The organism is Zobellella denitrificans, from assembly GCF_002407485.1.
Classification (GTDB): Bacteria; Pseudomonadota; Gammaproteobacteria; order Enterobacterales; family Aeromonadaceae; genus Oceanimonas; species Oceanimonas denitrificans.
Genome location: NZ_CP012621.1, coordinates 620,001 through 642,598, shown reverse-complemented (window position 1 = coordinate 642,598; position 22,598 = coordinate 620,001). Strand labels below are relative to the sequence as shown.

At 64.6% G+C, this 22,598-nt stretch carries 18 protein-coding genes, 1 tRNA gene and 2 rRNA genes (1 of these 21 only partly in view); 3 read left to right on the top strand and 18 right to left on the bottom strand.

Annotated elements, in window-relative coordinates; all coding sequences use genetic code 11:
* Positions 1–447: a DoxX family protein gene (locus tag AN401_RS03030; RefSeq protein WP_094039267.1), complete on the bottom strand. Its 447-nt coding sequence runs from the start codon at positions 445–447 to the stop codon at positions 1–3.
* A gap of 234 nt (positions 448–681) precedes the next feature.
* On the opposite strand from AN401_RS03030, the gene yghU reads away from it, so the two are divergent.
* Both yghU and AN401_RS03020 read left to right on the top strand, forming a co-directional pair.
* A complete protein-coding gene (gene yghU, locus AN401_RS03025) occupies positions 682–1,551 on the top strand; it encodes a glutathione-dependent disulfide-bond oxidoreductase (RefSeq protein WP_176442026.1) in 870 nt (289 codons plus the stop codon).
* Between the two features lie 211 nt (positions 1,552–1,762).
* Entirely contained in the window at positions 1,763–3,685 is a 1,923-nt protein-coding gene (locus AN401_RS03020; protein ID WP_094039265.1) for a RecQ family ATP-dependent DNA helicase, read from the top strand.
* On the opposite strand, the gene AN401_RS03015 is transcribed toward AN401_RS03020, so the two are convergent.
* From AN401_RS03015 to AN401_RS02950, 14 genes are all read right to left on the bottom strand, one after another.
* Positions 3,682–5,316 carry a tetratricopeptide repeat protein gene (locus tag AN401_RS03015; protein WP_096778503.1) on the bottom strand — a complete coding sequence of 545 codons (1,635 nt, stop codon included), beginning with the start codon at positions 5,314–5,316 and terminating at the stop codon, positions 3,682–3,684. The two genes, AN401_RS03020 and AN401_RS03015, sit on opposite strands and share 4 nt — an antisense overlap.
* Before the next feature lie 253 nt (positions 5,317–5,569).
* A complete protein-coding gene (locus AN401_RS03010; protein ID WP_096778502.1) occupies positions 5,570–6,517 on the bottom strand; it encodes a bile acid:sodium symporter in 948 nt (315 codons plus the stop codon).
* A 43-nt stretch (positions 6,518–6,560) separates the two neighbouring features.
* Entirely contained in the window at positions 6,561–7,328 is a 768-nt protein-coding gene (locus AN401_RS03005) for a 2-keto-4-pentenoate hydratase (protein ID WP_096778501.1), read from the bottom strand.
* 5 nt (positions 7,329–7,333) lie between these two features.
* A complete protein-coding gene (locus tag AN401_RS03000) occupies positions 7,334–8,758 on the bottom strand; it encodes an amidase (protein ID WP_096778500.1) in 1,425 nt (474 codons plus the stop codon).
* The gene (locus AN401_RS02995) at positions 8,737–10,026 is read right to left on the bottom strand and encodes a TRAP transporter large permease (RefSeq protein WP_096778499.1); all 1,290 of its coding nucleotides are present in this window, start codon (positions 10,024–10,026) and stop codon (positions 8,737–8,739) included. The genes AN401_RS03000 and AN401_RS02995 overlap by 22 nt, the downstream gene beginning before the upstream one ends.
* The gene (locus tag AN401_RS02990) at positions 10,023–10,631 is read right to left on the bottom strand and encodes a TRAP transporter small permease subunit (RefSeq protein WP_094041089.1); all 609 of its coding nucleotides are present in this window, start codon (positions 10,629–10,631) and stop codon (positions 10,023–10,025) included. The genes AN401_RS02995 and AN401_RS02990 overlap by 4 nt, the downstream gene beginning before the upstream one ends.
* A gap of 55 nt (positions 10,632–10,686) precedes the next feature.
* Positions 10,687–11,721 (bottom strand): TRAP transporter substrate-binding protein, encoded by a 1,035-nt coding sequence (locus tag AN401_RS02985; RefSeq protein WP_096778498.1) that lies wholly within the window; start codon positions 11,719–11,721, stop codon positions 10,687–10,689.
* A gap of 74 nt (positions 11,722–11,795) precedes the next feature.
* Positions 11,796–12,962: a pyridoxal-phosphate-dependent aminotransferase family protein gene (locus tag AN401_RS02980; RefSeq protein WP_094041091.1), complete on the bottom strand. Its 1,167-nt coding sequence runs from the start codon at positions 12,960–12,962 to the stop codon at positions 11,796–11,798.
* Positions 12,963–13,040: 78 nt separating this feature from the next.
* On the bottom strand, positions 13,041–14,462 hold the full coding sequence (gene hydA, locus AN401_RS02975; protein ID WP_096778497.1) for a dihydropyrimidinase: 1,422 nt from the start codon (positions 14,460–14,462) through the stop codon (positions 13,041–13,043).
* Positions 14,463–14,799: 337 nt separating this feature from the next.
* Positions 14,800–15,495, bottom strand: a complete 696-nt coding sequence (locus AN401_RS02970) for a GntR family transcriptional regulator (RefSeq protein ID WP_096780286.1) — start codon at positions 15,493–15,495, stop codon at positions 14,800–14,802.
* 164 nt (positions 15,496–15,659) lie between these two features.
* Positions 15,660–16,391: a maleate cis-trans isomerase family protein gene (locus tag AN401_RS02965; protein ID WP_096778496.1), complete on the bottom strand. Its 732-nt coding sequence runs from the start codon at positions 16,389–16,391 to the stop codon at positions 15,660–15,662.
* Between the two features lie 33 nt (positions 16,392–16,424).
* Positions 16,425–17,705, bottom strand: a complete 1,281-nt coding sequence (locus AN401_RS02960) for a TRAP transporter large permease (protein ID WP_096778495.1) — start codon at positions 17,703–17,705, stop codon at positions 16,425–16,427.
* On the bottom strand, positions 17,702–18,259 hold the full coding sequence (locus tag AN401_RS02955) for a TRAP transporter small permease (protein WP_094041095.1): 558 nt from the start codon (positions 18,257–18,259) through the stop codon (positions 17,702–17,704). Before AN401_RS02955 ends, AN401_RS02960 begins: the two co-directional genes overlap by 4 nt.
* Positions 18,256–19,209 (bottom strand): TRAP transporter substrate-binding protein, encoded by a 954-nt coding sequence (locus AN401_RS02950; RefSeq protein WP_232513371.1) that lies wholly within the window; start codon positions 19,207–19,209, stop codon positions 18,256–18,258. Before AN401_RS02950 ends, AN401_RS02955 begins: the two co-directional genes overlap by 4 nt.
* Before the next feature lie 282 nt (positions 19,210–19,491).
* Here AN401_RS02950 and AN401_RS19655 point away from each other — a divergent pair, with 282 nt between their 5' ends.
* Complete coding sequence (locus tag AN401_RS19655; protein WP_157772147.1) at positions 19,492–19,692, top strand: hypothetical protein; 201 nt, start codon at positions 19,492–19,494, stop codon at positions 19,690–19,692.
* On the opposite strand, the gene AN401_RS02945 is transcribed toward AN401_RS19655, so the two are convergent.
* The 3 genes from AN401_RS02945 to AN401_RS02935 all read right to left on the bottom strand — a co-directional run.
* Positions 19,693–19,769 (bottom strand) — tRNA-Asp (locus AN401_RS02945).
* A 66-nt stretch (positions 19,770–19,835) separates the two neighbouring features.
* Positions 19,836–19,950: ribosomal RNA gene (rrf, locus tag AN401_RS02940) — 5S ribosomal RNA — on the bottom strand.
* Positions 19,951–20,067: 117 nt separating this feature from the next.
* A 23S ribosomal RNA gene (locus tag AN401_RS02935) occupies positions 20,068–22,598 on the bottom strand; it runs 359 nt beyond the window's last position.

The following is a 22,598-nucleotide window of genomic DNA, read 5'->3' as shown; positions in this document are numbered from 1 at the left end:
TCAATTCAGACGTTGTGCCAGGGCCTGGTCCAGGGCCAGTTTGCCGGCGCCGGAGAACAGCAGGGAGACCGAAGCCGCCAGCAGCGCCAGGCCGAACTCGTAGCCGCCGTTGCTCATGAACAGGCCATTCTCGACGTGCACCGCGAAGATGGCCACCAGCATGGTCACGGCCAGGGTCAGCGCCGCCGGCCGGGTCAGCAACCCGAGCAGGATAAAGAGCCCGCCGAAGAACTCGCCCGCCCCGGCCAGGAAGGCCATCAGCACGCCCGGCTCCAAGCCGATGGACGCCATCCACTGGCCGGTGCCCTCCAGGCCGTAGCCGCCGAACCAGCCGAACAGCTTCTGGGCGCCGTGGGCCATGAAAATGATGCCCACCGGCAGCCGCAGCGCCAGGGGGGCCCAACCGGACTTGGACTGGAGTACGGAGATCAGGGTCGCCTTGTTCATAAATCACCTCTTCATAAAATTTGAAATAAACTTGTGGGTTTTAACGTCCGCCATCAGGGCGTTCGTTGAACTTGGAGCCAGTCTAATGAAGCCGGAGCAGGGATAAAATCGGAATGATTTGGCAGGATTGTTTAAATTTTTTGAAATAACGAGAGTGCAGACGTCCGGGACGGCCGCGACCGCCGTCAAAGCCTGATACACTGACTCATCCAACCATCAGATGAGGACTTCATGATGAGCGATACCCCCTACGTTCCCCCCAAAGTGTGGAAATGGGAAGCCCCCAGCGGCGGCGCCTTCGCCCATATCAACAGGCCCGTGGCCGGCCCTACCCACGACCAGGCCCTGCCGGTGGGCCGGCACCCGCTGCAGCTCTACTCCCTGGCCACCCCCAACGGGGTCAAGGTCACCATCATGCTGGAAGAACTGCTGGCGCTGGGGTTCGAAGGCGCCGAGTACGACGCCCACCTGATCCGCATCGGCGAAGGCGATCAGTTCGGCAGCGGCTTCGTGGCGGTCAACCCCAACTCCAAGATACCGGCCCTGGTCGATCACGGCGTGCAGCCGCCGCAACGGGTATTCGAATCCGGCGCCATCCTGCTGTACCTGGCGGAAAAGTTCGGCGCCTTCCTCCCCCAAGATCCCGCCGGGCGCACCGAATGCCTGTCCTGGCTGTTCTGGCAGATGGCCAGTGCTCCCATCCTGGGCGGCGGTTTCGGCCACTTCTACGTCTATGCCCCGGAGAAGTACGAATACCCCATCAACCGCTACGCCATGGAAGTGAAACGCCAGCTGGACGTGCTGAACCGGCGGCTGGCCGAGTGCCCCTACATCGCCGGCGAGGAATACAGCATCGCCGACATGGCCATCTGGCCCTGGTACGGCGGCCTGGTGCGCAACCAGGTCTACGAGGCGGCCCAGTTCCTCTCGGCCCATGAATATCCCCATGTGCAACGCTGGGCCGACGCCATCGCCCGGCGCCCCGCCGTGCGGCGCGGACGCATGGTCAACCGGACCTCGGGCCCGCTCGAGGAGCAGCTGCACGAGCGCCACGACGCCAGCGACTTCGAACTGAAGACCCAGGACAAGCTGGAACAGGGCTGAAAGAAAGGATAACGAGCGCCCCTTGCCGGGGCGCCTCAGCCTTTTCGCTGATTATCTGCACGATCCTGGTGTTCCAATCCCCTATAGTACTGTTGGTTGACCAGTTTCTGCCGGTCATATCCCCCAAACGGGGGAAATTAGCCGCCCTGGGTTGCGAAACAAGAAGACACGCTGCAAGCTTCAATGCTCTGCATATTCAGGTTTCCAGCCCATGAACCTCCACCACACCCTGCAACAGACCTTTGGTTTTTCCTCGCTGCGCCCGGGCCAGCAGCAGGTGATAGAGCAGTTGCTGGCCGGCCGGTCGGCGGCGGCCATCTTTCCCACCGGCTCGGGCAAGTCGCTGTGCTACCAGTTGCCGGCGCTGCTGCTGCCGCACCTGACCCTGGTGATCTCGCCCCTGCTGGCGCTGATGCAGGATCAGCTGGCCTTTCTGCGCCGGCTGAACATTCCCGCCGCCAGCATCGACTCCAGCCAGGGCTGGGAAGAGAGCCGGCGGGTGATGCAGGAGGTGAGCGAGGGCCGCATCAAGATCCTGATGATTTCGGTGGAGCGGCTGAAGAACGAGCGCTTCCGCCAGTTTATCGGCCGGGTGCCGCTGTCCCTGCTGGTGGTGGACGAGGCCCATTGCATCTCCGAATGGGGCCACAACTTCCGCCCCGATTACCTCAAGCTGCCCCAGTACCGCCAGCAGCTCGCCATTCCCCAGGTGCTGCTGCTCACCGCCACCGCCACCCCCAGAGTCATCGAGGATATGCAGCAAAAGTTCGCGATCCCTAAGGAAAATGTGGTGATCACCGGCTTCTACCGGCCCAACCTACAGTTGCAGGTGCTGCCGGTGGAAGAGCAGGACAAGGCCGCCGCCCTGCAGCAGTTGCTGGCGGAAGCCCCCCGCTCGTCCACCATCGTCTACGTGACCCTGCAGCACAGCGCCGAGCAGCTGGCCGAGCGCCTGGCGGCGGCCGGCATCCCCGCCCGGGCCTACCACGCCGGCCTGGAGCAGGATCTGCGCAAGCAGCTGCAGCAGGATTTCATGCAGGGGCGGGTTCCCTGCATCGTCGCCACCATCGCCTTCGGCATGGGGGTGGACAAGGCCGATATCCGCCGGGTGATCCACTACGATCTGCCCAAGTCCATCGAGAACTACAGCCAGGAGATCGGCCGGGCCGGGCGCGACGGCAACCCTTCCACCTGCACCCTGCTGGGCAACCGGGCCGGGCTCAACGTGCTGGAAAACTTCGTCTACGGCGACACCCCCGAGCCCGCCGCCATCCGCGACCTGCTCGGGGAACTGCAGCAGGCCGGCCCCCAGTGGGAACTGATGCCGCTGCGGCTCTCCAACGCCACCAACATCCGCCTGCTGCCGCTCAAGACGCTGCTGGTGTACCTGGAGCTGGACGGCATTATCGAGCCGCAATACAGCTATTTCGCCGATTATCGCTTCAAGTTTATCAAGCCGCGCGAGGAGATCCTCGCCGCCTTCCAGGGCGAGCGCCAGGCCTTTCTGCGGCAGTTGTTCGACGGCTCGCCCCAGGCCCGCAGCTGGTGCCAGGTGAATTTCGAGGCCATCCGGCAGCGCGCCGGCGGCGAGCGGCAGCGGGTGATCCGCGCCCTCGACTACCTGCACCAACAGGGCTGGATCAGCCTGGAAAGCAAACAGATGATCGAGGTGTACCGGGTGCTGCAGTCCGGTTTCGATCCGGAGGCGGAAGCCGCGCGGCTGCATGCCCTCTTCCGGCAGAAGGAGCGCAGCGAGCTCAGCCGGCTGGAGGAGATGATCGACTTCTTCGAGAGCGACGACTGCCTGAGCCGGCGCCTGGCCGGCTACTTCGCCGATCACCAGGCCCCGGTCCGTTGTGGCCACTGCTCGGTGTGCGCCGGCCGGCCCGCCCGGCTGCCGGCCCCAGCGTTGCCGCCCCTGCCCGCACCAGCCCAACTGGAGCAGTGGTGCCGGGCGCTGCAGCAGGAGGATGGTACCCCGCTCAGCACCCACAGCCTGGCCTGCTTCCTGTGCGGCATCAGCACGCCCCTGCTCAACCGGCTCAAGGCCAGGGGCAAGCCCGGCTTCGGCGCCCTGGAGCGGCAGCGGTTCGGGGAAGTGGCACAGTTGCTGGCCAGTCCCCCCGCCGGCTAAGGCCGGGCCAGGAACTGCCTGGCCGCGTTCAGCCGCGCCGGCTCGGTATCCGCCTGGGCGGCCAGCTCGACCAGCCGCCGATAGTAGCCGGCGGCGCCCTCCCGGTCACCGGCCAGCTCGGCGGCCCGGCCGGCGCCGTACAGGCTGTTGAAGCGGTTGGCCGAGCGCGCCAGCGCCGCCTCGTATTCGGCCCTGGCCTCGCTGTACATCTCCAGCTCCAGCAGCATGTCGCCGAACAGCTCACGGGCCGGCAGCACCTCACCCGGCGTGACCGGGTGCTTCTCGGTGCCGGCTTCCAGTTCGGCGGCGGCGCGCATCCGTTGCAGGCCTTCCTCCTTGTTCCCCTGCAGGAACATCAGCCAGGCCTCGGCCGCCTTTTGCTGGATTTCGACCTGCCTAGCCCAGTAAGGCGAGGTGGTCGCCGCGGCCTCCCGCAGTTCGCCCAGGCGGGCGATGGCGTCCCGCGCCAGTTGCGGTTCACCCATATGGGCGGCACCCAGGGCCTTGGCGAAGTGGCTGATGGCCTCCATGGCCGGGAATCGCTCCCAGGGAAAATCCGCCGGGGTGCGGGGCTCCAGCCTGGCGGCCTGCTCCCACTGTTGCCGTTCCAGGGCCAGCCGCGCCGGGGCCGCCGCCAGGGTATAGGCGGAGGCGGCATGGGCCTGGATGGGACCATTTATGCCGGTGATCCGAGCCAGCTCCTGCTCGGCCTTGCCGTACTCGGCGCCCTGCAGATGGGCATACACCAGGTAATCCAGGGCATGCAGATAGTGGAAGGAGACTGCGTCCCCGAACGGGTGCTTGAGGGCCGCCTCGGCCGAGGCCCGGTTCCAGCCGATGGACTCCTGCCACAGGCCGGCGCGGGTAAAGATATGGGACGGCATATGCAAGGCGTGGGGCACCTCCGGCGCCACCTCTCCGTAACGCCGCGACACCGCCAGGGCCTTTTCCGCCAGCGGCGGATAATCATAGGCATGGATGGCGTAGTGGTGGGCGCCCGGATGCTGGGGGTTGTCCGCCAGTACCTGCTCCGCCAGGCGGCCGGCCTCCAGTTGGGCCCGGTAGCTCTTGTCCGCCGGATCCGCCGTGGCGATCAACGCCAGGGCGTAAAAGCTCATGACTTCGTGCTCTTCGGGCATGGCGTCGTAGGCCAGGCGCCAGCCCTCGGCAAAGCTGGCCAGGCGGGGCCGCTCGTCCGGCTCCCACTCGTGCCGGTAGTAGGCCGCCACCGCCGCGATAAAGGCCTGCTCCAGCTCGCTGGCCGCCCCCGCCGCCCTGGCCTTGTCGATGAGCGCCGCCCCCTGCTGATAACGCTCCCGGGAGGGCGGATCCGACCACAACGGATGGATGTAGCTCATGGCCTGCCCCCAATAAGCCATGGCGCAGCCGGGATCGAGCTCGGCGGCCCGGGCAAACTCGGCCTCGGCGCCTTCATAGGTCATGTGATGCAACAGTGCCATGCCCCGTTCCACCAGGGCAGCGGCCTGCGCCTGGCAGGACACGCTAAACGCGACCTTGCCGAGCTGCTCGCCGTAGTGTTCGCCCGATGCGGTCGTGCCCGCCCCAAGCGCCAGGGGGACCATGCCGAACACGAGGGCGAGTGCCAGGCCCGGTTTGCTGTGCTTGTTCATACCCTACCTCCTGCCTTTTTCGATGGCGCCGGCATCCGGCTCCCGTCCAAGGCCGGCTCCAACAGTGTCCGCTTTAATTATGGCGTCGGGGCCCCGGGTTCCGGGGAAATTGCTTATATCGAATCGCAGCCAATAACAGCGGGATGGAACCCTTTGATCTAACCACGAACTCCATCCCAGTCAGGTGCCGGTACCCTGCCGAATAGAACGGCATGGCTGTGGCAGCGTTCCCCAACTCGGGGCAATGCCGCGCTTATAAGCCGGCCTCGCCGCCCGCCGGGACGGGCCGCGCCCGGGGAGCCAGGCGCGAGGCCAGCAGGGAGTCGGCCAGCATGTGCAGGAAGTGAAACACCAGGCAGCCGACCACCGCCAGGCCGCCCGCGGCGTTCATCGCCACCAGCACGCTCACCGCCACCGGCGTGGTCTTCTGGGCGGCGGTGAACAGCAGCGCCAGCCGGGCCGGCCGGGCAAGCCCGAGCCCGGCCCCCGCCAGCAGGCACAGCCCCAGCAGGGTGCCGTGCAGCAGCAGCGACCAGGCCGCCAGCGCCAGCAGATCCGGCCAGCCCAGCTGCAACAGCGCCTCCCGGCTGGTGGACAGGGTGATCCAGGCGGTGATCACCACGCTCAGGGTCGGCACCATCCCCATCCAGCGGCGCACCACCAGGCCGCCCAGCAGCTGGCGCAGCACCAGGCCGAGCACGAAGGGCAGCAGCACCATGGACGACAGCTTGTGCAGCAGCGGCCAGGGCGAGAGTGCCGCGCCCTGGCCGATCAGCAGGCTCAGCATCAGCGGGATGGTGACGATGCCGAGCAGGTTCAGCCCCAGGGTCATGAACAGCGACCACTGGGCCTGGCCGCCGCTGAGCCGGGTCAGCACCACGCAGGACGAGAGCGTCGGCGGCACCACCGACACCACCAAGAGCCCCAGCGCCAAGCCGGGGGCCAGGCCGCCATGCTGGTAGATCAGCCAGCCCACCAGCGGCGACAGCAGCAGGCTGATCACCAGCGCCGCCAGGAACACCCGGCCGAAGCCGGGCTCGGGCCTGAGCTCCTGCAGCCGGCTCTGCAGGCCGTTGACCAGGAAGATCACCGCCACCAGCCAGGGCAGCGGCTGCCACTGGGCCAGCCAGAGCCCGGGGCCGGGCAGCAGCAGGGCCAGCAGTATGGCGGCGCAGAGGCCGCCGGGAAGTAACCAGGCGATGATGAACTCCTTACCCGGGCCCGGCCCGGAACGGACGCGGGACTCAGTCTATCCTGACCCTGGCCTCGCCGATACCCGGGAAGCGGGCGCACACCTCGGCGCCGGGAGCGATAAAGCGCATCCCGGTCCAACTGCCGGTGGTGATCAGATCCCCGGGCTCCAGCCCCTTGTTGCGCGCCACCAGGTGGTTCACCGACCAGCCCAGCAGGCTCGCCGGATCCCCCAGCGGGTGGCCACCGCGCTGCTCGGCCAGCACCTCGCCGTTCACCGTCAGCGCCAGCGGCCGTTGCGCCAGCTCGAGCCCCTGCCAGTCGCTGATGCCGCCGCCGACGATCAGCGCCCCGTTGATCTGGTTGTCCGCCAGCCGCCACAAGGCACCGGCCTGCTGCCACTGGCGCAGCCGGGTGTCCACCAGTTCGATGGTCACGCACAGCTCGCCCAGCGCCGCCCGCACCTCGGCCTCCTCATACAAGCAGGCCCGGGGCGGCAGGGGGCGGGTCACCCGGAACGCCAGCTCCGCCTCTATGCCGATCATGTGAAAATCATCCCCGCTCAGGCGGGCGCCGCTGGCGTGGACCCGCCGGGGCGGGATGGGCGCGCTGTAGGCCTCGCTGTCCTTGTTGGGCGCCCCCACCTTCCAGCAGCGGGTGCGCTGCCCCGGCCACAGCGCCCGCGCCACCCCGTCCTGGACGGCGTAGGCCTGGGCCACCGTTTGCGGCCCCACCGCCTCCGCCGGGGTATCGAACTGCTCACCGCCCCGGTAGGCGGCCAGCACCAATGCCACCGCCTGTTGCATCTCCTGTTGTTCCATTCTGGTCATCCTGTCGTGGTCTGCTCCGCCAGGGCCGGCCAGCGCCAGCCCCGTCCGTTTGCTCGTTCATAGTCCGCCGCCAGTTGCAGCAGCTGCGCGTCCTGGCCAAAAGCGCCCACCAGCTGGAAGCCGATGGGCAGGCCGCCCGCCGAGGGTGGCGCCGGCAGGTTGATGGCCGGGTGCCCGCAGGCGTTGACCCAGCCGGTGTAGATGGCGTGGCCCCGCGGCCCCACCGCCTGGCCGGCGATCTCCGGCGGATAAGGCTCTGTCGCCGGCCAGGGCAGCGCCGCCGCCGAGGGGGTGATGATGATGTCCACCGCCTCGAAGGCCCGGCTCACCCGCTCCCGGAAACGGCGGATGCCCTCCCAACCGCCCAGGTAGTCCGCCGCCGGCAGTTGCCGCCCCTGCGCGGCCAGGGCCCGGAAGCGCTCGGCGGCCACCGGTTCTGCTTGTGGCAAGGCGGCGAAGATGGCCGCCACCGCCGCCGCTCCCATCATCGGCCAGAAGCGGTCCACCGACGCCAGGCCGAAAGGCAGCGCGCCCCGGATCACCCGGTGGCCCAGCCCTTCCAGCACCGCCACCGCCCGCTCGACGCTCTCCGCTATCTCCGGATCCAGCGGCTGTTCGCCGAAGCGCGGCACGTAAAGGATCCGCAGCGGCCCGACTTTGGCCGCCGGACGGGCCCACAGGGAGCCCTGATCCCGCCGGTCTGGACCGGCGATCACGCGGTACAGCGCCTCGGCGTCCGCCGCGGTGCGCGCCAGCGGGCCCACCACCTCGAAGTCCAGCATCACCTGGGGCAGGCTACCGGCCCGGGCCACGGCGCCGATGGAGGGCTTGAGCCCCACCAGGCCGGTGTGGGACGCCGGCCGGCGGATGGAGCCGCCGCCGTCGGTGCCCAGCGCCAGCGGGCAGAGCCCCGCCGCCACCGCCGCCACCGCTCCGCCACTGGAGCCGCCCGGGGTCAGCGCCGGGTTCCAGGGGTTGCGGGTCACCCCGAACAGGGCGTTGTCGGTATAGCCCTCCAGGGTGAACTCGGGCACGTTGGTCTTGCCCAGGATCACCAGCCCCGCCGCCCGGCAGCGGGCCACCGCCAGTTCGTCCTCCTCGGCAATCCGGCCCGCCAGCGCCCGGTTGCCCCAGGTGGTGGCCAGGCCCTCGACGTTGAGGTGGTCCTTGACCGTGAGCGGCACCCCGTCGAGCGGGCTGAGGGGGGTGCCCTCGGCCCAGCGTGCGGTGGCGGCGGCGGCGTCCTCCCTTGCGGCCGGGTTTATCGTGATCAGGGCATTGAGTGTCGGATTAAGCCGGGCGATGCGTGCGCCCAGCGCCTTGACCACCGCCAGCGGGGCCAGGGTGCCGGCGGCGTAGGCCGCCGCCAGCTCCAGGGCGCCCAGGCGCCAGCTCTGGGTTACATCATGTTGGGCAGCCATAGGGCGATCTCCGGGAACATCATCAGGCTCAGGGTGAACAACATCATGATCAGGATAAAGGGCACCACTCCCCACATCACGTCGCTGATGTTGCCGCCGTCCTTGCGCACGCTCTGCACCACGAACAGGTTCATGCCCACCGGCGGGGTGATCAGCGCCAGCTCGCACATCAGCACCACGAACACCCCGTACCAGATGGGATCCACGCCCAGGGCGGTGACGATGGGATAGGTGATGGGAATGGTCAGCACCTGCATCGACAGCACGTCCATGAACATGCCGAGCGCCAGGTAGAACAGGATCAGCAACAGCAGCAGGCCGGTGACGCTGAGCCCGAAGGAGGTGACCCAGGCGGTCAGCTCGTCCACCACCCCGGTGAGGCTGATGGTCAGGTTGAGCACGAAGGCGGCGGTGATGATCAGCAGTATCATGCCGGTGATGCGCGCGGTCTGCACGAAGCACTCCTGCAGGAAGGCGAGCGACAGCCGGCCCGAGCGCCAGGCGAAGTAGAGCGCCGTCATCACCCCCAGGGCGGCGGACTCGGTGGCGGTGGCCAGGCCGGTGTAGATGCTGCCCATGACGATGCCGAACACCACCGCCGGCGGGATCAGGTGGCGCGAGAGCCTGAGCTTCTCGGCCAGGGGCAGCCGCTCCTCCCGCATGCTGTCCCGGCCCATGTTGGCGAAGCCGATATAGACCATGAACAGCAGGCTGAGCAGCACGCCCGGGATCAGCCCCGCCATAAACAGCTTGCCGATGGAGTTGTTGGTGAGCGAGCCGTAGATCAGCATGTTGACGCTGGGCGGGATCAGTATGCCCAGGGTGCCGCCGGCGGCCAGGCTGCCGAGCGACTGGCGCATGGAGTAGTTGCGCTCCTTCAGCGAAGGCAGGGCCACGGTGCCGATGGTGGCGGCGGTGGCCACCGAGGAGCCGGAGGTGGCGGCGAACAGGGCGCAGGAGCCGATGTTGGTGTGCAGCAAGCCCCCGGGCAGCCGGCCCAGCCAGGCGGCCATGGCCAGGAACATCTTGTCGGCGATGCCGCTGCGCAGCAGCAGTTCGCCGAGCAGGATGAACAGCGGGATGGCGGTGAGCAGGGCCTCGTTGTGCACGCTCCACACCACGGCGCCGATGGAATCCATAAAGGTCCAGTCGAATACCATGATGCCGCCGATCACCCCGATCAGGGCCATGGCCACGGCGATGGGCAGGCCCAGCAGCAGCATGCCGAGCATGGCGAAAAAGCCGATAAAGACGGTGGTGACGCTCATTTCGCTCCCTCCCCGGCCAGTGCCGGTGTCATGCCGTCGTTGGCCTGTTGCTGGCGTTGGGCGAAGTCCTCCAGCTCGGCCTTGAGCTCTTCACTCACGCCCTTGGGATTGAACTCCCGGTTGAGCGCCGCCAGGTCGCCCCTGGCCAGCAGCCAGCTGGCGCGCAGGCCGTAACCCAGGGCCACCAGGGCAAACACCGAAAGCCCCGCCAGCCACACCCCCTGGGGGTAGATCAGCGGCGTGGCCCAGGGGGTCTGGGAAGTGCTGCCGTAGTCCAGGGTCTCGCGTACCACGTTCAGGCAGACCCAGGCCATGAACAGCCCCAGGCCGGTCATGAACAGGGCCGACAGCCAGTTGAGCAGGCCCTGCAGCCTCGCCGGCAGCCGTTCGTGGAAGATGTCGATGCGCATGTGCGCCCGCCCGAACAGGGCGATGGTAAAGGCCAGGGTGGCGCCCACCGCCAGCGCATAGCCACTGAGTTCGTCCACCCCCTGCAGCGACACCTTGAAGAACTTGCGCAGCAGGGTTTCTACCGCGATCAACATCGACAGCAGCAGAAACATGCCGCCGAAGGCCAGACTGGCCAGTTGCTCGATTCGCTTCATTTCAACCTCTCCTTGTTGCCGGTCGCGGGCGGCTACCGCCGCCCGCGCCCTGAGCTTACAGCCCGGCGATACCGGCCAGATCCCGCTGCCAGTTGGCGGAGCAGTCGGGGTTGGCCTTGTCGCACTGCTCGGCCCAGGTGGGGTAGGACACCTTCTGTACCGTGCTGGCCAGGATGGCCAGATCCGCCTCGCTCACCGGCACGTCCACCAGCTTGTACTTGGTGCCGGTGGTGCAGGGCTCGGCGCCCACGTTGCAGCGGCTGGCATCCAGGAACAGCTCTTCCGAATAGCTCCAGATGTCCTCGCTCAGCTCGTCGAAGGCCGCCTGCAGCCGCTGCTGCTGCTCCGGGGTCAGCTTGTTCCAGGTCTTGAGGTTGATGCCGTAGCCGTTCAGCGCCAGTTGGAAGCCGAGCGGCAGCATATGGGTGGTGACTTCCGGCCAGCCGGCGGAGTTGGCGGAACTGGGGCCGGTGATGGCGCATTCGATCATGCCGAGCGCCAGGCTCTGGTGCACGTCGCCGAAGGCCACCGGCACCGGCACCCCGCCCACCGATTCCACGAACTGGGCCAGGTTCTGGTCATAGACCCGCACCTTGAGCCCCTTGACGTCCGCCAGGCTGTTGATGGGGTGCTTGCAGAACAGCACCTGGGGCCCGAAGGGCCAGACCGCCAGCAGCTTGGTGTTGAACCGCTCCTGCAGGCGCTGGTCCACCGTGTCCTGGTAGGCTTCCACCACCCGCCGACCCTGCTGGAAGTCCGGGTTCAGGCCCACCAGATCCAGGCCGAGGATGGTCGGCTCGTCCCGGGACACCTGGGACATGCGCAATGAAATCAGGTCGAACAGGCCGGATTTCAGCACCCGCAACTGCTCCACGTCCTTGATGCCGGTGGTGTCCAGCGGCTTGTAGTTGATGCTGAGCGGCAGCCCGGTCTTTTCCGCCAGGGTCTCGAAGAAGGGTTGCTCCTTGTTCTTCTGGATCAGGCCGGTGGCCAGGGGCTGGCCGATCACCTTGAGGTTGATGGTTTCGGCCAGGGCCGGGGTGCCGGCCAGGGTGGTGCCGAGCAGGGTGGCTAACAGTAACTTTCTCATCGTGAGGTACTCCTTCCTTGAACATGCGGATTGCATCCGGGGTGGCCCGCCCGGGGCGGACCACCGAAACGGGCTCAGCGGTCGGCGAGGAAACGCATGGCTTCCTGCACGCCGCCGGGCTGGTGCGGCACGCCGGCACAGGCCAGCCCCATCTCCACCCCGGCCAGGGTGCCGAGCAGGGTGAGATCGTTGATGGCGCCCAGGTGGCCGATGCGGAACACCCGGCCCTTGAGCTTGCCGAGGCCGGCGCCGAGCGACATGTCGAACCGCTCCAGGATCAGCCGGCGCAGCCGGTCGGCGTCGTGGCCTTCGGGCAGCAGCACCGTGGTCAGCACCGGGCTGTGCTCGGCCGGGTTGAGGCACAGCACCTCCAGGCCCCAGGCCTGCACCGCCCGGCGGGTGGCCTCGGCATGGCGCTGGTGGCGGGCGAAGACGTGGTCCAGCCCCTCCACCTCCAGCATGTGGATGGCTTCCTTCAGGCCGTACAGCAGGTTGGTGGCCGGGGTGTAGGGGAAGTAGCCGGTGGCGTTGCTGGCCAGCATGGCGCCCCAGTCCCAGTAGGACCTGGGCAGCCGGGCCTGTTTGGCGCGCGCCAGGGCCTTGTCGCTCAGGGCGTTGAAGCTGATGCCCGGCGGCAGCATCAGGCCCTTCTGGGAGCCGGAGACGGTAACGTCCACCCCCCACTCGTCGTGGCGGTAATCCGCCGAGGCCAGGCCGGAGATGGTGTCCACCATGAACAGCGCCGGATGGCCGGTGTCGTCGATGGCCCGGCGAATGTCGCCGATGCGGCTGGTCACCCCGGTGGAGGTTTCGTTGTGCACCACGCACACCGCCTGGATCTGGTGGCCGTCGTCCCGGCGCAGGCGCTCGGCGATGGCCTGCGGATCGGCGCCGTGGCGCCAGTCGCCGGGGATGAACTCCACCTCCAGCCCGAGCTTGCTGGCCAGCTCATGCCAGAGGGTGGCAAACTGGCCGGTTTCGCACATCAGCACCCGGTCGCCGGGGCTCAGGGTGTTGACCAGCGCCGCCTCCCAGGCCCCGGTGCCGGAGGCGGGATAGATCACCACCGGGCTCTCGGTCTTGAAGATGCGCTTGATGCCCGCCAGCACCGCCTGGCCCAGTTCGGCGAACTCGGGCCCCCGGTGGTCGATCACCGGGTTGTCCATGGCGCGCAGTATCCGGTCCGGTACCGGTGAGGGCCCGGGGATCTGCAGAAAGTGACGCCCGCTCTTGTATGACATGTCTCGCTCCTTGAACTGCCTTGATGATGGAGGCAGGGCCTCCGGTAAGGGCCCGCGGGCCCGAAAACAATCTGTCGCCTATCCCCTGACCTTGGGCTTGGCCATCTCCGGCTTGCCGCAGGGCAGGAAGCAGCCCTGGCCGGCCTGGCCCAGCACCTCGCCGTCCCGCCACACCACCTGGCCCCGGCTCAGGGTCAGCACCGGCCAGCCGGTGACGGTGCGGCCCTCGTAGGGGGTGTAATCCACGTCGTGGTGCAGCAGCTCGTTGCGGATGGTGACCTGCCGGTTCGGATCCCAGAGCGCGATGTCCGCGTCCGCGCCCACCGCTATGCTGCCCTTGCGCGGATAGAGGCCGTACAGCTTGGCCGGGTTGGTGGCGGTCAGCTCCACGAAGCGGTTGAGGCTGATGCGGCCCTTGTTCACCCCTTCCGAGAACAGCAGCGGCAGCCGGGTTTCCAGCCCGGGGATGCCGTTGGGGATGTAGGGGAAGGCGACCTCCTCGCCGTTCGGCTTCTTGCCCTGGGGATCGTCGTAGCGGAAGGGCGCGTGATCCGAGGAGAAGATGGTGAACAGGCCGTCTTCCAGCCCGTCCCAGATCACCTGCTGGTTGGCCTGGTCCCGGGGCGGCGGGCTGCACACGCACTTGGCGCCCTCGTAGCCGTCCAGCCCCAGATCCTCGGCGGTGAGGAACAGGTACTGGGGGCAGGTTTCCGCATAGATGCTGATGCCGTGGCTGCGCGCCCAGCGGATCTGCTCCACCGCCTCGGCGCCGGACACGTGCACGATCAGGATGGGCACGTCCACCAGCTCGGACAGGGCGATGGCCCTGTGGGTGGCTTCCCGCTCCACCAGCATGGGCCGGGCGGCAGCATGGAAGCGCGGCGCCCTGTGGCCGGCATCCAGCAGGCGCCGGGTCAGCCAGCTGATGCAGTCGGCGTTTTCCGCATGGATCATCGCCATGGCGCCCTCGGCCCGGGCCACCGCCAGCACGTCCAGGATCTGGCCGTCGTTGAGCTTGAGGTCGTCGTAGGTCATGTAGATCTTGAATGAGGTGCAGCCCTGGCGGATCAGTTCCGGCAGCTCTTCCTTCAGCACCGTCTCGGTGGGGTCGCTCACGATCAGGTGGAAGGCGTAGTCGATCACCGCCTTGCCCTCGGCCCGGCGGTGGTAGTCTGCCACCGCCGCCTTCAGCGACTGGCCCTTTTCCTGGGCGGCGAAGGGCATCACCGTGGTGGTGCCGCCGCAGGCGGCGGAGCGGGTGCCGGTGAAAAAGTCATCCGCCATGCGCAGGCCGTCCGGCATCGGCTGGTCCAGATGACAGTGGCCGTCGACCCCGCCCGGCAGCACCAGCAGGCCGCTGGCGTCCAGCTCTTCCCGCCCCGGCGCCAGGTTCAGGCCCATGGCCACGATGCGGCCGTCGCGGATCCCCAGATCACAGTCGGTGATGTCGGCCGCGGTGGCGATGCGGCCATTGCGGATCACCAGATCAAACTCGGACATGACTCCTTCCTCCCTGTCGGTGTATTGCTGCATGAATATTTAATTCATAATTATGTATACGTAATTAATCATCCATGTGCACCGTATTCAAACCCCGGGAGAGGTTAATGTGAAGAAGATCTCAAAATGTAAAAATTAAGTTAAATCAGGTGATAAAACGGCAGGGCTGGCATAACGGCCAATGGGATCAAAAGGAGATGAAGGAGGGAAAGACGCCGGCGTGTGCAGATTGACACCTCGCTGGTGAAGCACAGGCGGCCAAAGGGCAGGCGAGGAAGTGTGGAAGAAGAGGAAAAACGGGATGCTCAGGGCCTGGCCACAGACCCTGTCGCGGTGCTCAGCCGAGCCGTTGCTGCTTGTCTTCCAGCTCCCTGACCAGCAGATCGCCGGTATGCATCACATGCTCGGCCAGGATACGGCCGGCCCGCTCGCCGTCCCGTGCCTGCAGTGCCTCCAGCAGGGCCCGGTGCTCGGTCACCGATTCTTCCCAGCGGTGATGAAAACCGATGGCCAGGTAGCGGCCACGGCTGACCCGGTTCATCAGCTGGTGGTGCAGCTGGGTCAGGGTCTCGTTGCCGGCCAGCTCGATGATCAGCCGGTGGATATACTGGTTGATCTCGAAATACTGGTGCTTGTCCTGCTCCTGGTGGTATTGCTCCAGCTTGTCCTGCAGCTGCCCCAGCCGGGTCAGCTCCGCCTCGGTCGCCCGCTGGGCGGCCAGCTCGGCGGCCCGGCGCTCCAGGGAACAGATCACTTCAAAATGTTCGCGGATTTCCTCGGGGGTAATGGTCGACACCCGGGCGCCCCGGTTCGGCTCTATGGTGACCATGCCTTCCGAGTTGAGCACCTTCAGCGCCTCCCGCAGGGGGGTGCGGGAAATGTCCAGCTGCTTGCACAGCGCCGGCTCGTTGATGCGCTCCCCTTCCTTGAGCTCGCCCTCGATGATCATGGTGCGGACGCAATCGGCCACCTCTTCGTGCAGCGAACGACGACGCAGAGAGTTTCTCCCCAGGGTATTGATTGCTGTAGCCATCATCGTGCTCCTGTTGTTATTGCTTTGTAGGCCGCTTACCTTAATCTGTTGCCGGTAAAAGCGATACGTTCGGACCCCGCAAGGGTGATCCCGGTCTTGTTCGCCCCGGCCTGCCAGCGTGAAAGCCCCGGACCGGCCGGGGCTATGCATTACATAATATATAATTATGGCTTAAGTGAAAATAAATTGCCCCAATTTTTGACCTGGGCGGGATCCCGATCGGCCAGCAGCATGCCCTTCCACACCCCGGTGGACACGGTGTCGTAGATGGGAATGCCCAGCTCCTGCTCCAGATCCGCCGCCACCCGGGCCCCGCGCAAATTGGTACAGAAGACGGTGATGGCGTCGCATTGCTGTTCGCGGGCCACGGCGCGGATCATCTCCGCTATGGTGACTTCGCTCACCTCCGAGAAGGAGAAGTTGCCCCTGTCGTTGAGGTGGCGTTCGGCCACACACTCGTAACCGGCGGCGGCATAGGTGTTGATCACCTTTTGCTGCACCTCGTGCAGATAGGGGGTGACCAGACCGAAGCGCTTGACCCCGGTGATGGCGAACAGCTCGTTCAGCGCCAGCACCGAGGTGGTAGCCGGAATGCCGGTGGCCTCGGTAATGGCCCGGCACAGGATCTCATCGTCCTGGAATCCCCGCCAGCCGGAAGAGGTTCCGCTCCAGGTAATGGACTGCACCCGGGCATCCGCCAGCAGCCGGGAGGCCTGCAGGAAGGGCTCGTTGTCGAACTGGCTCAGGGCCTGGTCGGTGAGCGAGATCTCGGTCACCTTGAGCCGGCCGAAATGGGCGCTGACGCCGTTCACGCCGTGCAGTATGTCGGCGGTGACCGGCTCCAGGGTGGTATTGGAAGAAGGGGTCAGCACACCCAATAAAGTACGATCAGTCATCACTTGCTCCTTGTTAGTCATCACAGTAAGTCATCAATAACCCAGGGCGCGCGGCAGGGCCGTCACTATCCCGGGGAAAATCCAGCACAACACCAGCACCAGGTACTGCAGGGCAATAAAGGGCCAGACGTAGCGCAGCAACTGGGACATGGGGATCTTGGCGATACCGCACATCACGAACAGCAGCACCCCGACCGGCGGCGTCATCATGCCGATCACCAGGTTGAACACGAACAGGAACCCGAAGTAGAGCGGGTCTATGCCGTAGGCCAGGGCGATGGGGGCGAACAGCGGCACCAGCATGATGTAGGCTGCGTTCGACTCCAGGAACATGCCCACCACCAGCAGCATGGCCATCACTAGCGCCAGGAACAGATGGGGATTGTCGGTCAGCGCCTGGATGAATGCCGACAGCCGCAGCGGGATCAGGTCGATGGTGAACAGGAAGGTCAGCGGCGTGGCGAAGGCGATCAGGGCGCCGACCACGGCCGAGGTCAGTGCCGCCCGGAACATGCAACCCGGCAAATCGGCCCAGGCCAGCTTGCGGGTCACCCACTTGCCGATGACAAAGGCGTAGATCACCGCGATGGCCGCGCCTTCGGTGGCGGTAAAGACACCACCGACGATGCCGCCGATCACCACCACCGGCATCAGCATGATGGCCCCTGCCCGCCGGGTTTGCAGCAGCAGGTTCTGCAGGCTGAAGGGCTCGCCGGTGGGCGCATAGCCCTTGCGGTGCGCAATCCAGCTCGACAGCGCCATCATGCCCACCACCAGCAGGATGCCGGGCACCACGCCGGCCATGAACAGGCCGCCCACCGACACCGAGGATCCGGCCATCAGGGCGTAGACGATCATCGCCGCACTGGGGGGAATGATGGGCCCCAGGTTGGAGGCGGACGCCACCACCGCCGAGCCGAAGCCCGCGTCGTAATGCTTTTTCATCGCCGGCATCATGGTGGTGCCCAAGGCACTGGCGCCCGCCACGGCGGCACCGGTCACCGAGGCCAGGCCCAGCCCGGACAGCAGGGTAACATGGGCCAGCCCGCCCTTGACCCGGCCGACGAAGGCGTTGGCGAAGTCGATGGTGCGCTGCATCACCTGGCCGCCGACCATCAGCTCGCCCGCCAGCATGAACAGCGGTATCGCCATCAGCGGAAAGGAGTTGACCGCGTGCATCATGCGCTGGGGCATGACCGACAGCTCGATGCCGCTGTAGGCCAGGCCGCCGAGGGCCGCCAGCCCGAGGGCGAAGGCGAGCGGCATGCCCAGCAACGCCAGGATCAGGAAGGTGATAATCGCCAGGGTGGTCATGAGGCGTCCTCCTCATCGGCCCAGACACGGGTGCCCTGCCAGGCCATAAACAGCAAATGCAGCAGGGCATGGCCGCAGCTCAGCATCACCGGCACGTAGAATACCGCCGCGCTCACCGGCACCGTCGGCATCAACTCGCCCCAGCCGTCGATGGCCACCAGCACCGACTGGTAGCAGACCACCACCATCAGCACGCCGCTGACCGCCAGCATCAGCCGGGCCAGCCCTTCCTGCAGCCGGGCCGGCAGCCGGTTGGTGATCACGTCGATGCCCACGTGGACACCCTGCTTCAGGCCATGGGGAATGGCGAGGAACACCGCCCACACGAAGGCCAGGCGGGACATTTCATCGGCCCAGTCGATGGACTCGGACAAGACATAGCGACAGAACACCTGAGCCGACACCAGCAACACCATGATGGCCATGCTGGTGCAGATGGCGTAACGGGACAGCCCGTCCAGTCCCAGCAGGCCGCGGCGCAGGACCGCGGCCGGCGAAGGCAGGGGCGAAGGCCCGCTCAGCATGCCGGCCTGCTCGGAATGACCGGATTTCATGACTTGGCATCCTCCAGCACCGCATCGACCAGTTCATCACCCAGGCGCGCTTTCAGCTCCTCGATGATGCCGGCGGTCTGCTGCTGCATCTGTTGGTAGAGCTCGGGGCTGACCTGGTTCAGCTGCATACCGGCGGCCACCAGCTGCTCCCGGGACAGCAGATCCTCTTCCGCCGCCTTTTCCCGCTGCCACTGCACCGCCTTGGCCATGGCATCACGCAGCAGCTGCTGCTCTTCGGCGGAGAGCTTGTCGAAGCGCTTCTTGTTGGCCACCACCACGATAAAGTCGAAGAAGTGGCCGGTGTCGGTCAGGTACTGCTGCACTTCCTGGTAGTTGTTCTTGCGGATGATGCTGAAGGGGTTTTCCTGGCCGTCGATCACCTTCTGCTGCAGGGCGGAATAGACTTCGTTGATACCCATGGAGGTCGGGCTGGCGCCCAGGGCACGGAAGGTCTTGAGGTGGGTCTCGTTCGGTTGCAGGCGGATCTTGAGGCCGGCGAAATCATCGATGGAGTCGATGGGCCTGACGCTGTTGGTGATATGGCGCGGACCCAGTTCCATAAAGCCCAGGGCGACAAACCCCTTGTCCGCCAGCTTGTCGTTGAGCAACTCGCCGACCCGGCCGTCGATCACCCTGAACGCGGTTTCCCTGTCCTTGAACACGAAGGGCAGGCTGACCGCTTCCAGCTCGGGCACGGTACGGGACAGGAAGGAAACCCCGATCCAGGTCATGCTCAAGACCCCCGATCGCACCTGGTCCACGTTTTCGGTGGCGCCGCCCAGTTGCATGGCCGGAAACAGCTGCACCTTGATATCACCCTCGGTGGCCGTTTCCACCTCCTGCTTGAACACTTCCATTGCCAGGCTGCTGGAGTGATCGGCGGCAAAGTTGCCCGCTACCCTCAGGGTCTCGGCCCCCGCCGTCCCGGCAAAGAGGCCGGCCCCCAGCATTACCGCTAACAAACTCTTTTTAAAATTGTGACCAAAAGAGTGTACATTGCTATCCATCGCCTTCTCCTCGGGTTTGATGCTGCTGCCAGCATCATTATGAATTCATAATTATATATACATTCCATTAACAGTATTGGCAATCGCAAAATCTCGCCAGAAGCTGACCAGAAAGACCAAAATAAGCGCAAGATATTGAATTTAAATGAGATAACAGAAAAAAGCAGAAGGCGGACTGTTAATGAAGTGTGATCAAGATCGCAGGACAGCGACACCGAAGATCCGGTGAAAACGACAACAAAAAAGCCACCCGAAGGTGGCTTTTTTGTCTGTGATGACGCAGCTGCAAAGGCACCGCCTTTGCAGCGGAGGCGCAGCTGCAAAGGCACCGCCTTTGCAGCGGAGGCGCAGCGCGCCGACATCATCCAGCCGTCCGGCGCAGCCAATACGAAAAAACCCCAGCATTTCTGCTGGGGTTTTGAGTGATGGCGGAGCGGACGGGGCTCGAACCCGCGACCCCCGGCGTGACAGGCCGGTATTCTAACCAACTGAACTACCGCTCCGCAAAAGCGGTTTGTAGCGTCCACTTTAGTGGACCGGTCGAATCTCTCGACGCTACAAATTTGGGTGCCTGGCAGTGACCTACTTTCACATGGCAGCTGCCACACTATCATCGGCGCGGGTGCGTTTCACTTCTGAGTTCGGCATGGGGTCAGGTGGGACCACAACGCTATCGCCGCCAGGCATAAACTTTAATCCGGAAAAGCGACCGCCAGGGAGGGCGGACATGCAGAAGCAATGTTCTGCCTGATGAATAATCCGTTCTCGAAACCGCAAGGTCTCACACTTCTTGGGTGTTGTATGGTTAAGCCGCACGGGTCATTAGTACAGGTTAGCTGCACGTATCGCTACGCTTCCACACCCTGCCTATCTACGTCCTAGTCTCGGACGGCCCTTCAGGAGGTTCTAGACCTCTGGGATGACTCATCTCGGGGCTCGCTTCCCGCTTAGATGCTTTCAGCGGTTATCGATTCCGAACTTAGCTACCGGGCAGTGCCATTGGCATGACAACCCGAACACCAGCGGTTCGTTCACTCCGGTCCTCTCGTACTAGGAGCAACCCCCCTCAATCATCCAACGCCCACGGCAGATAGGGACCGAACTGTCTCACGACGTTCTGAACCCAGCTCGCGTACCACTTTAAATGGCGAACAGCCATACCCTTGGGACCGACTTCAGCCCCAGGATGTGATGAGCCGACATCGAGGTGCCAAACACCGCCGTCGATATGAACTCTTGGGCGGTATCAGCCTGTTATCCCCGGAGTACCTTTTATCCGTTGAGCGATGGCCCTTCCATTCAGAACCACCGGATCACTATGACCTGCTTTCGCACCTGCTCGACCTGTCCGTCTCGCAGTTAAGCTGGCTTATGCCATTGCACTAACCGTACGATGTCCGACCGTACTTAGCCAACCTTCGTGCTCCTCCGTTACGCTTTGGGAGGAGACCGCCCCAGTCAAACTACCCACCAGGCACTGTCCGCAACCCCGATCAGGGGCCTACGTTAGAACATCAAACATACAAGGGTGGTATTTCAAGGTCGGCTCCACGGCAACTGGCGTCACCGCTTCTCAGCCTCCCACCTATCCTACACATGTAGGGTCAATGTTCAGTGCCAAGCTATAGTAAAGGTTCACGGGGTCTTTCCGTCTAGCCGCGGGTACACCGCATCTTCACGGCGATTTCAATTTCACTGAGTCTCGGGTGGAGACAGCGTGGCCATGGTTACACCATTCGTGCAGGTCGGAACTTACCCGACAAGGAATTTCGCTACCTTAGGACCGTTATAGTTACGGCCGCCGTTTACCGGGGCTTCGATCAAGAGCTTCACCTTGCGGCTAACCCCATCAATTAACCTTCCGGCACCGGGCAGGTGTCACACCGTATACGTCCTCTTACGAGTTTGCACAGTGCTGTGTTTTTGATAAACAGTCCCAGCCACCTGGTCACTGCGACTGGCTCAGGCTCCATCCGCAAGGGACTTCACCCGCTCCAGCGTACCTTCTCCCGAAGTTACGGTACTATTTTGCCTAGTTCCTTCACCCGAGTTCTCTCAAGCGCCTTGGTATTCTCTACCCGACCACCTGTGTCGGTTTGGGGTACGGTTCACACACATCTGAAGCTTAGAGGCTTTTCCTGGAAGCCGGGCATCAATGACTTCGTCACCGTGGTGACTTCGTCTCGGGTCTCAGTGTTGTGCGTCCGGATTTGCCTAAACGCACCACCTACATCCTTTCACCAGGACTACCAACGCCTGGCCCATCTAGCCTTCTCCGTCCCCCCATCGCAATGTGTGTCAGTACGGGAATATTAACCCGTTTCCCATCGACTACGGCTTTCGCCCTCGCCTTAGGGGCCGACTCACCCTGCCCCGATTAACGTTGGACAGGAACCCTTGGTCTTCCGGCGAGGAGGTTTTTCACCCCCTTTATCGTTACTCATGTCAGCATTCGCACTTCTGATATCTCCAGCATGCCTCACGACACACCTTCGCAGACTTACAGAACGCTCCCCTACCACTCAGAATAAATTCTGAATCCGCGGCTTCGGTGCCTGGTTTAGCCCCGTTACATCTTCCGCGCAGGCCGACTCGACCAGTGAGCTATTACGCTTTCTTTAAATGATGGCTGCTTCTAAGCCAACATCCTGGCTGTCTGAGCCTTCCCACCTCGTTTCCCACTTAACCAGAACTTGGGGACCTTAGCCGGCGGTCTGGGTTGTTTCCCTCTTCACGACGGACGTTAGCACCCGCCGTGTGTCTCCCGGATAGTACTTACTGGTATTCGGAGTTTGCATGGGGTTGGTAAGTCGGGATGACCCCCTAGCCCAAACAGTGCTCTACCCCCAGTAGTATTCGTCCGAGGCGCTACCTAAATAGCTTTCGGGGAGAACCAGCTATCTCCCGGTTTGATTGGCCTTTCACCCCCAGCCACAGGTCATCCCCTAACTTTGCAACGTTAGTGGGTTCGGTCCTCCAGTTGATGTTACTCAACCTTCAACCTGCCCATGGCTAGATCACCGGGTTTCGGGTCTACTCCTAGCAACTCATCGCCCAGTTAAGACTCGGTTTCCCTACGGCTCCCCTATACGGTTAACCTTGCTACTAAAAGTAAGTCGCTGACCCATTATACAAAAGGTACGCAGTCACCCCACAAGGAGGCTTCCACTGCTTGTACGTACACGGTTTCAGGTTCTATTTCACTCCCCTCACAGGGGTTCTTTTCGCCTTTCCCTCACGGTACTGGTTCACTATCGGTCAGTCAGGAGTATTTAGCCTTGGAGGATGGTCCCCCCATGTTCAGACAGGATAACACGTGTCCCGTCCTACTC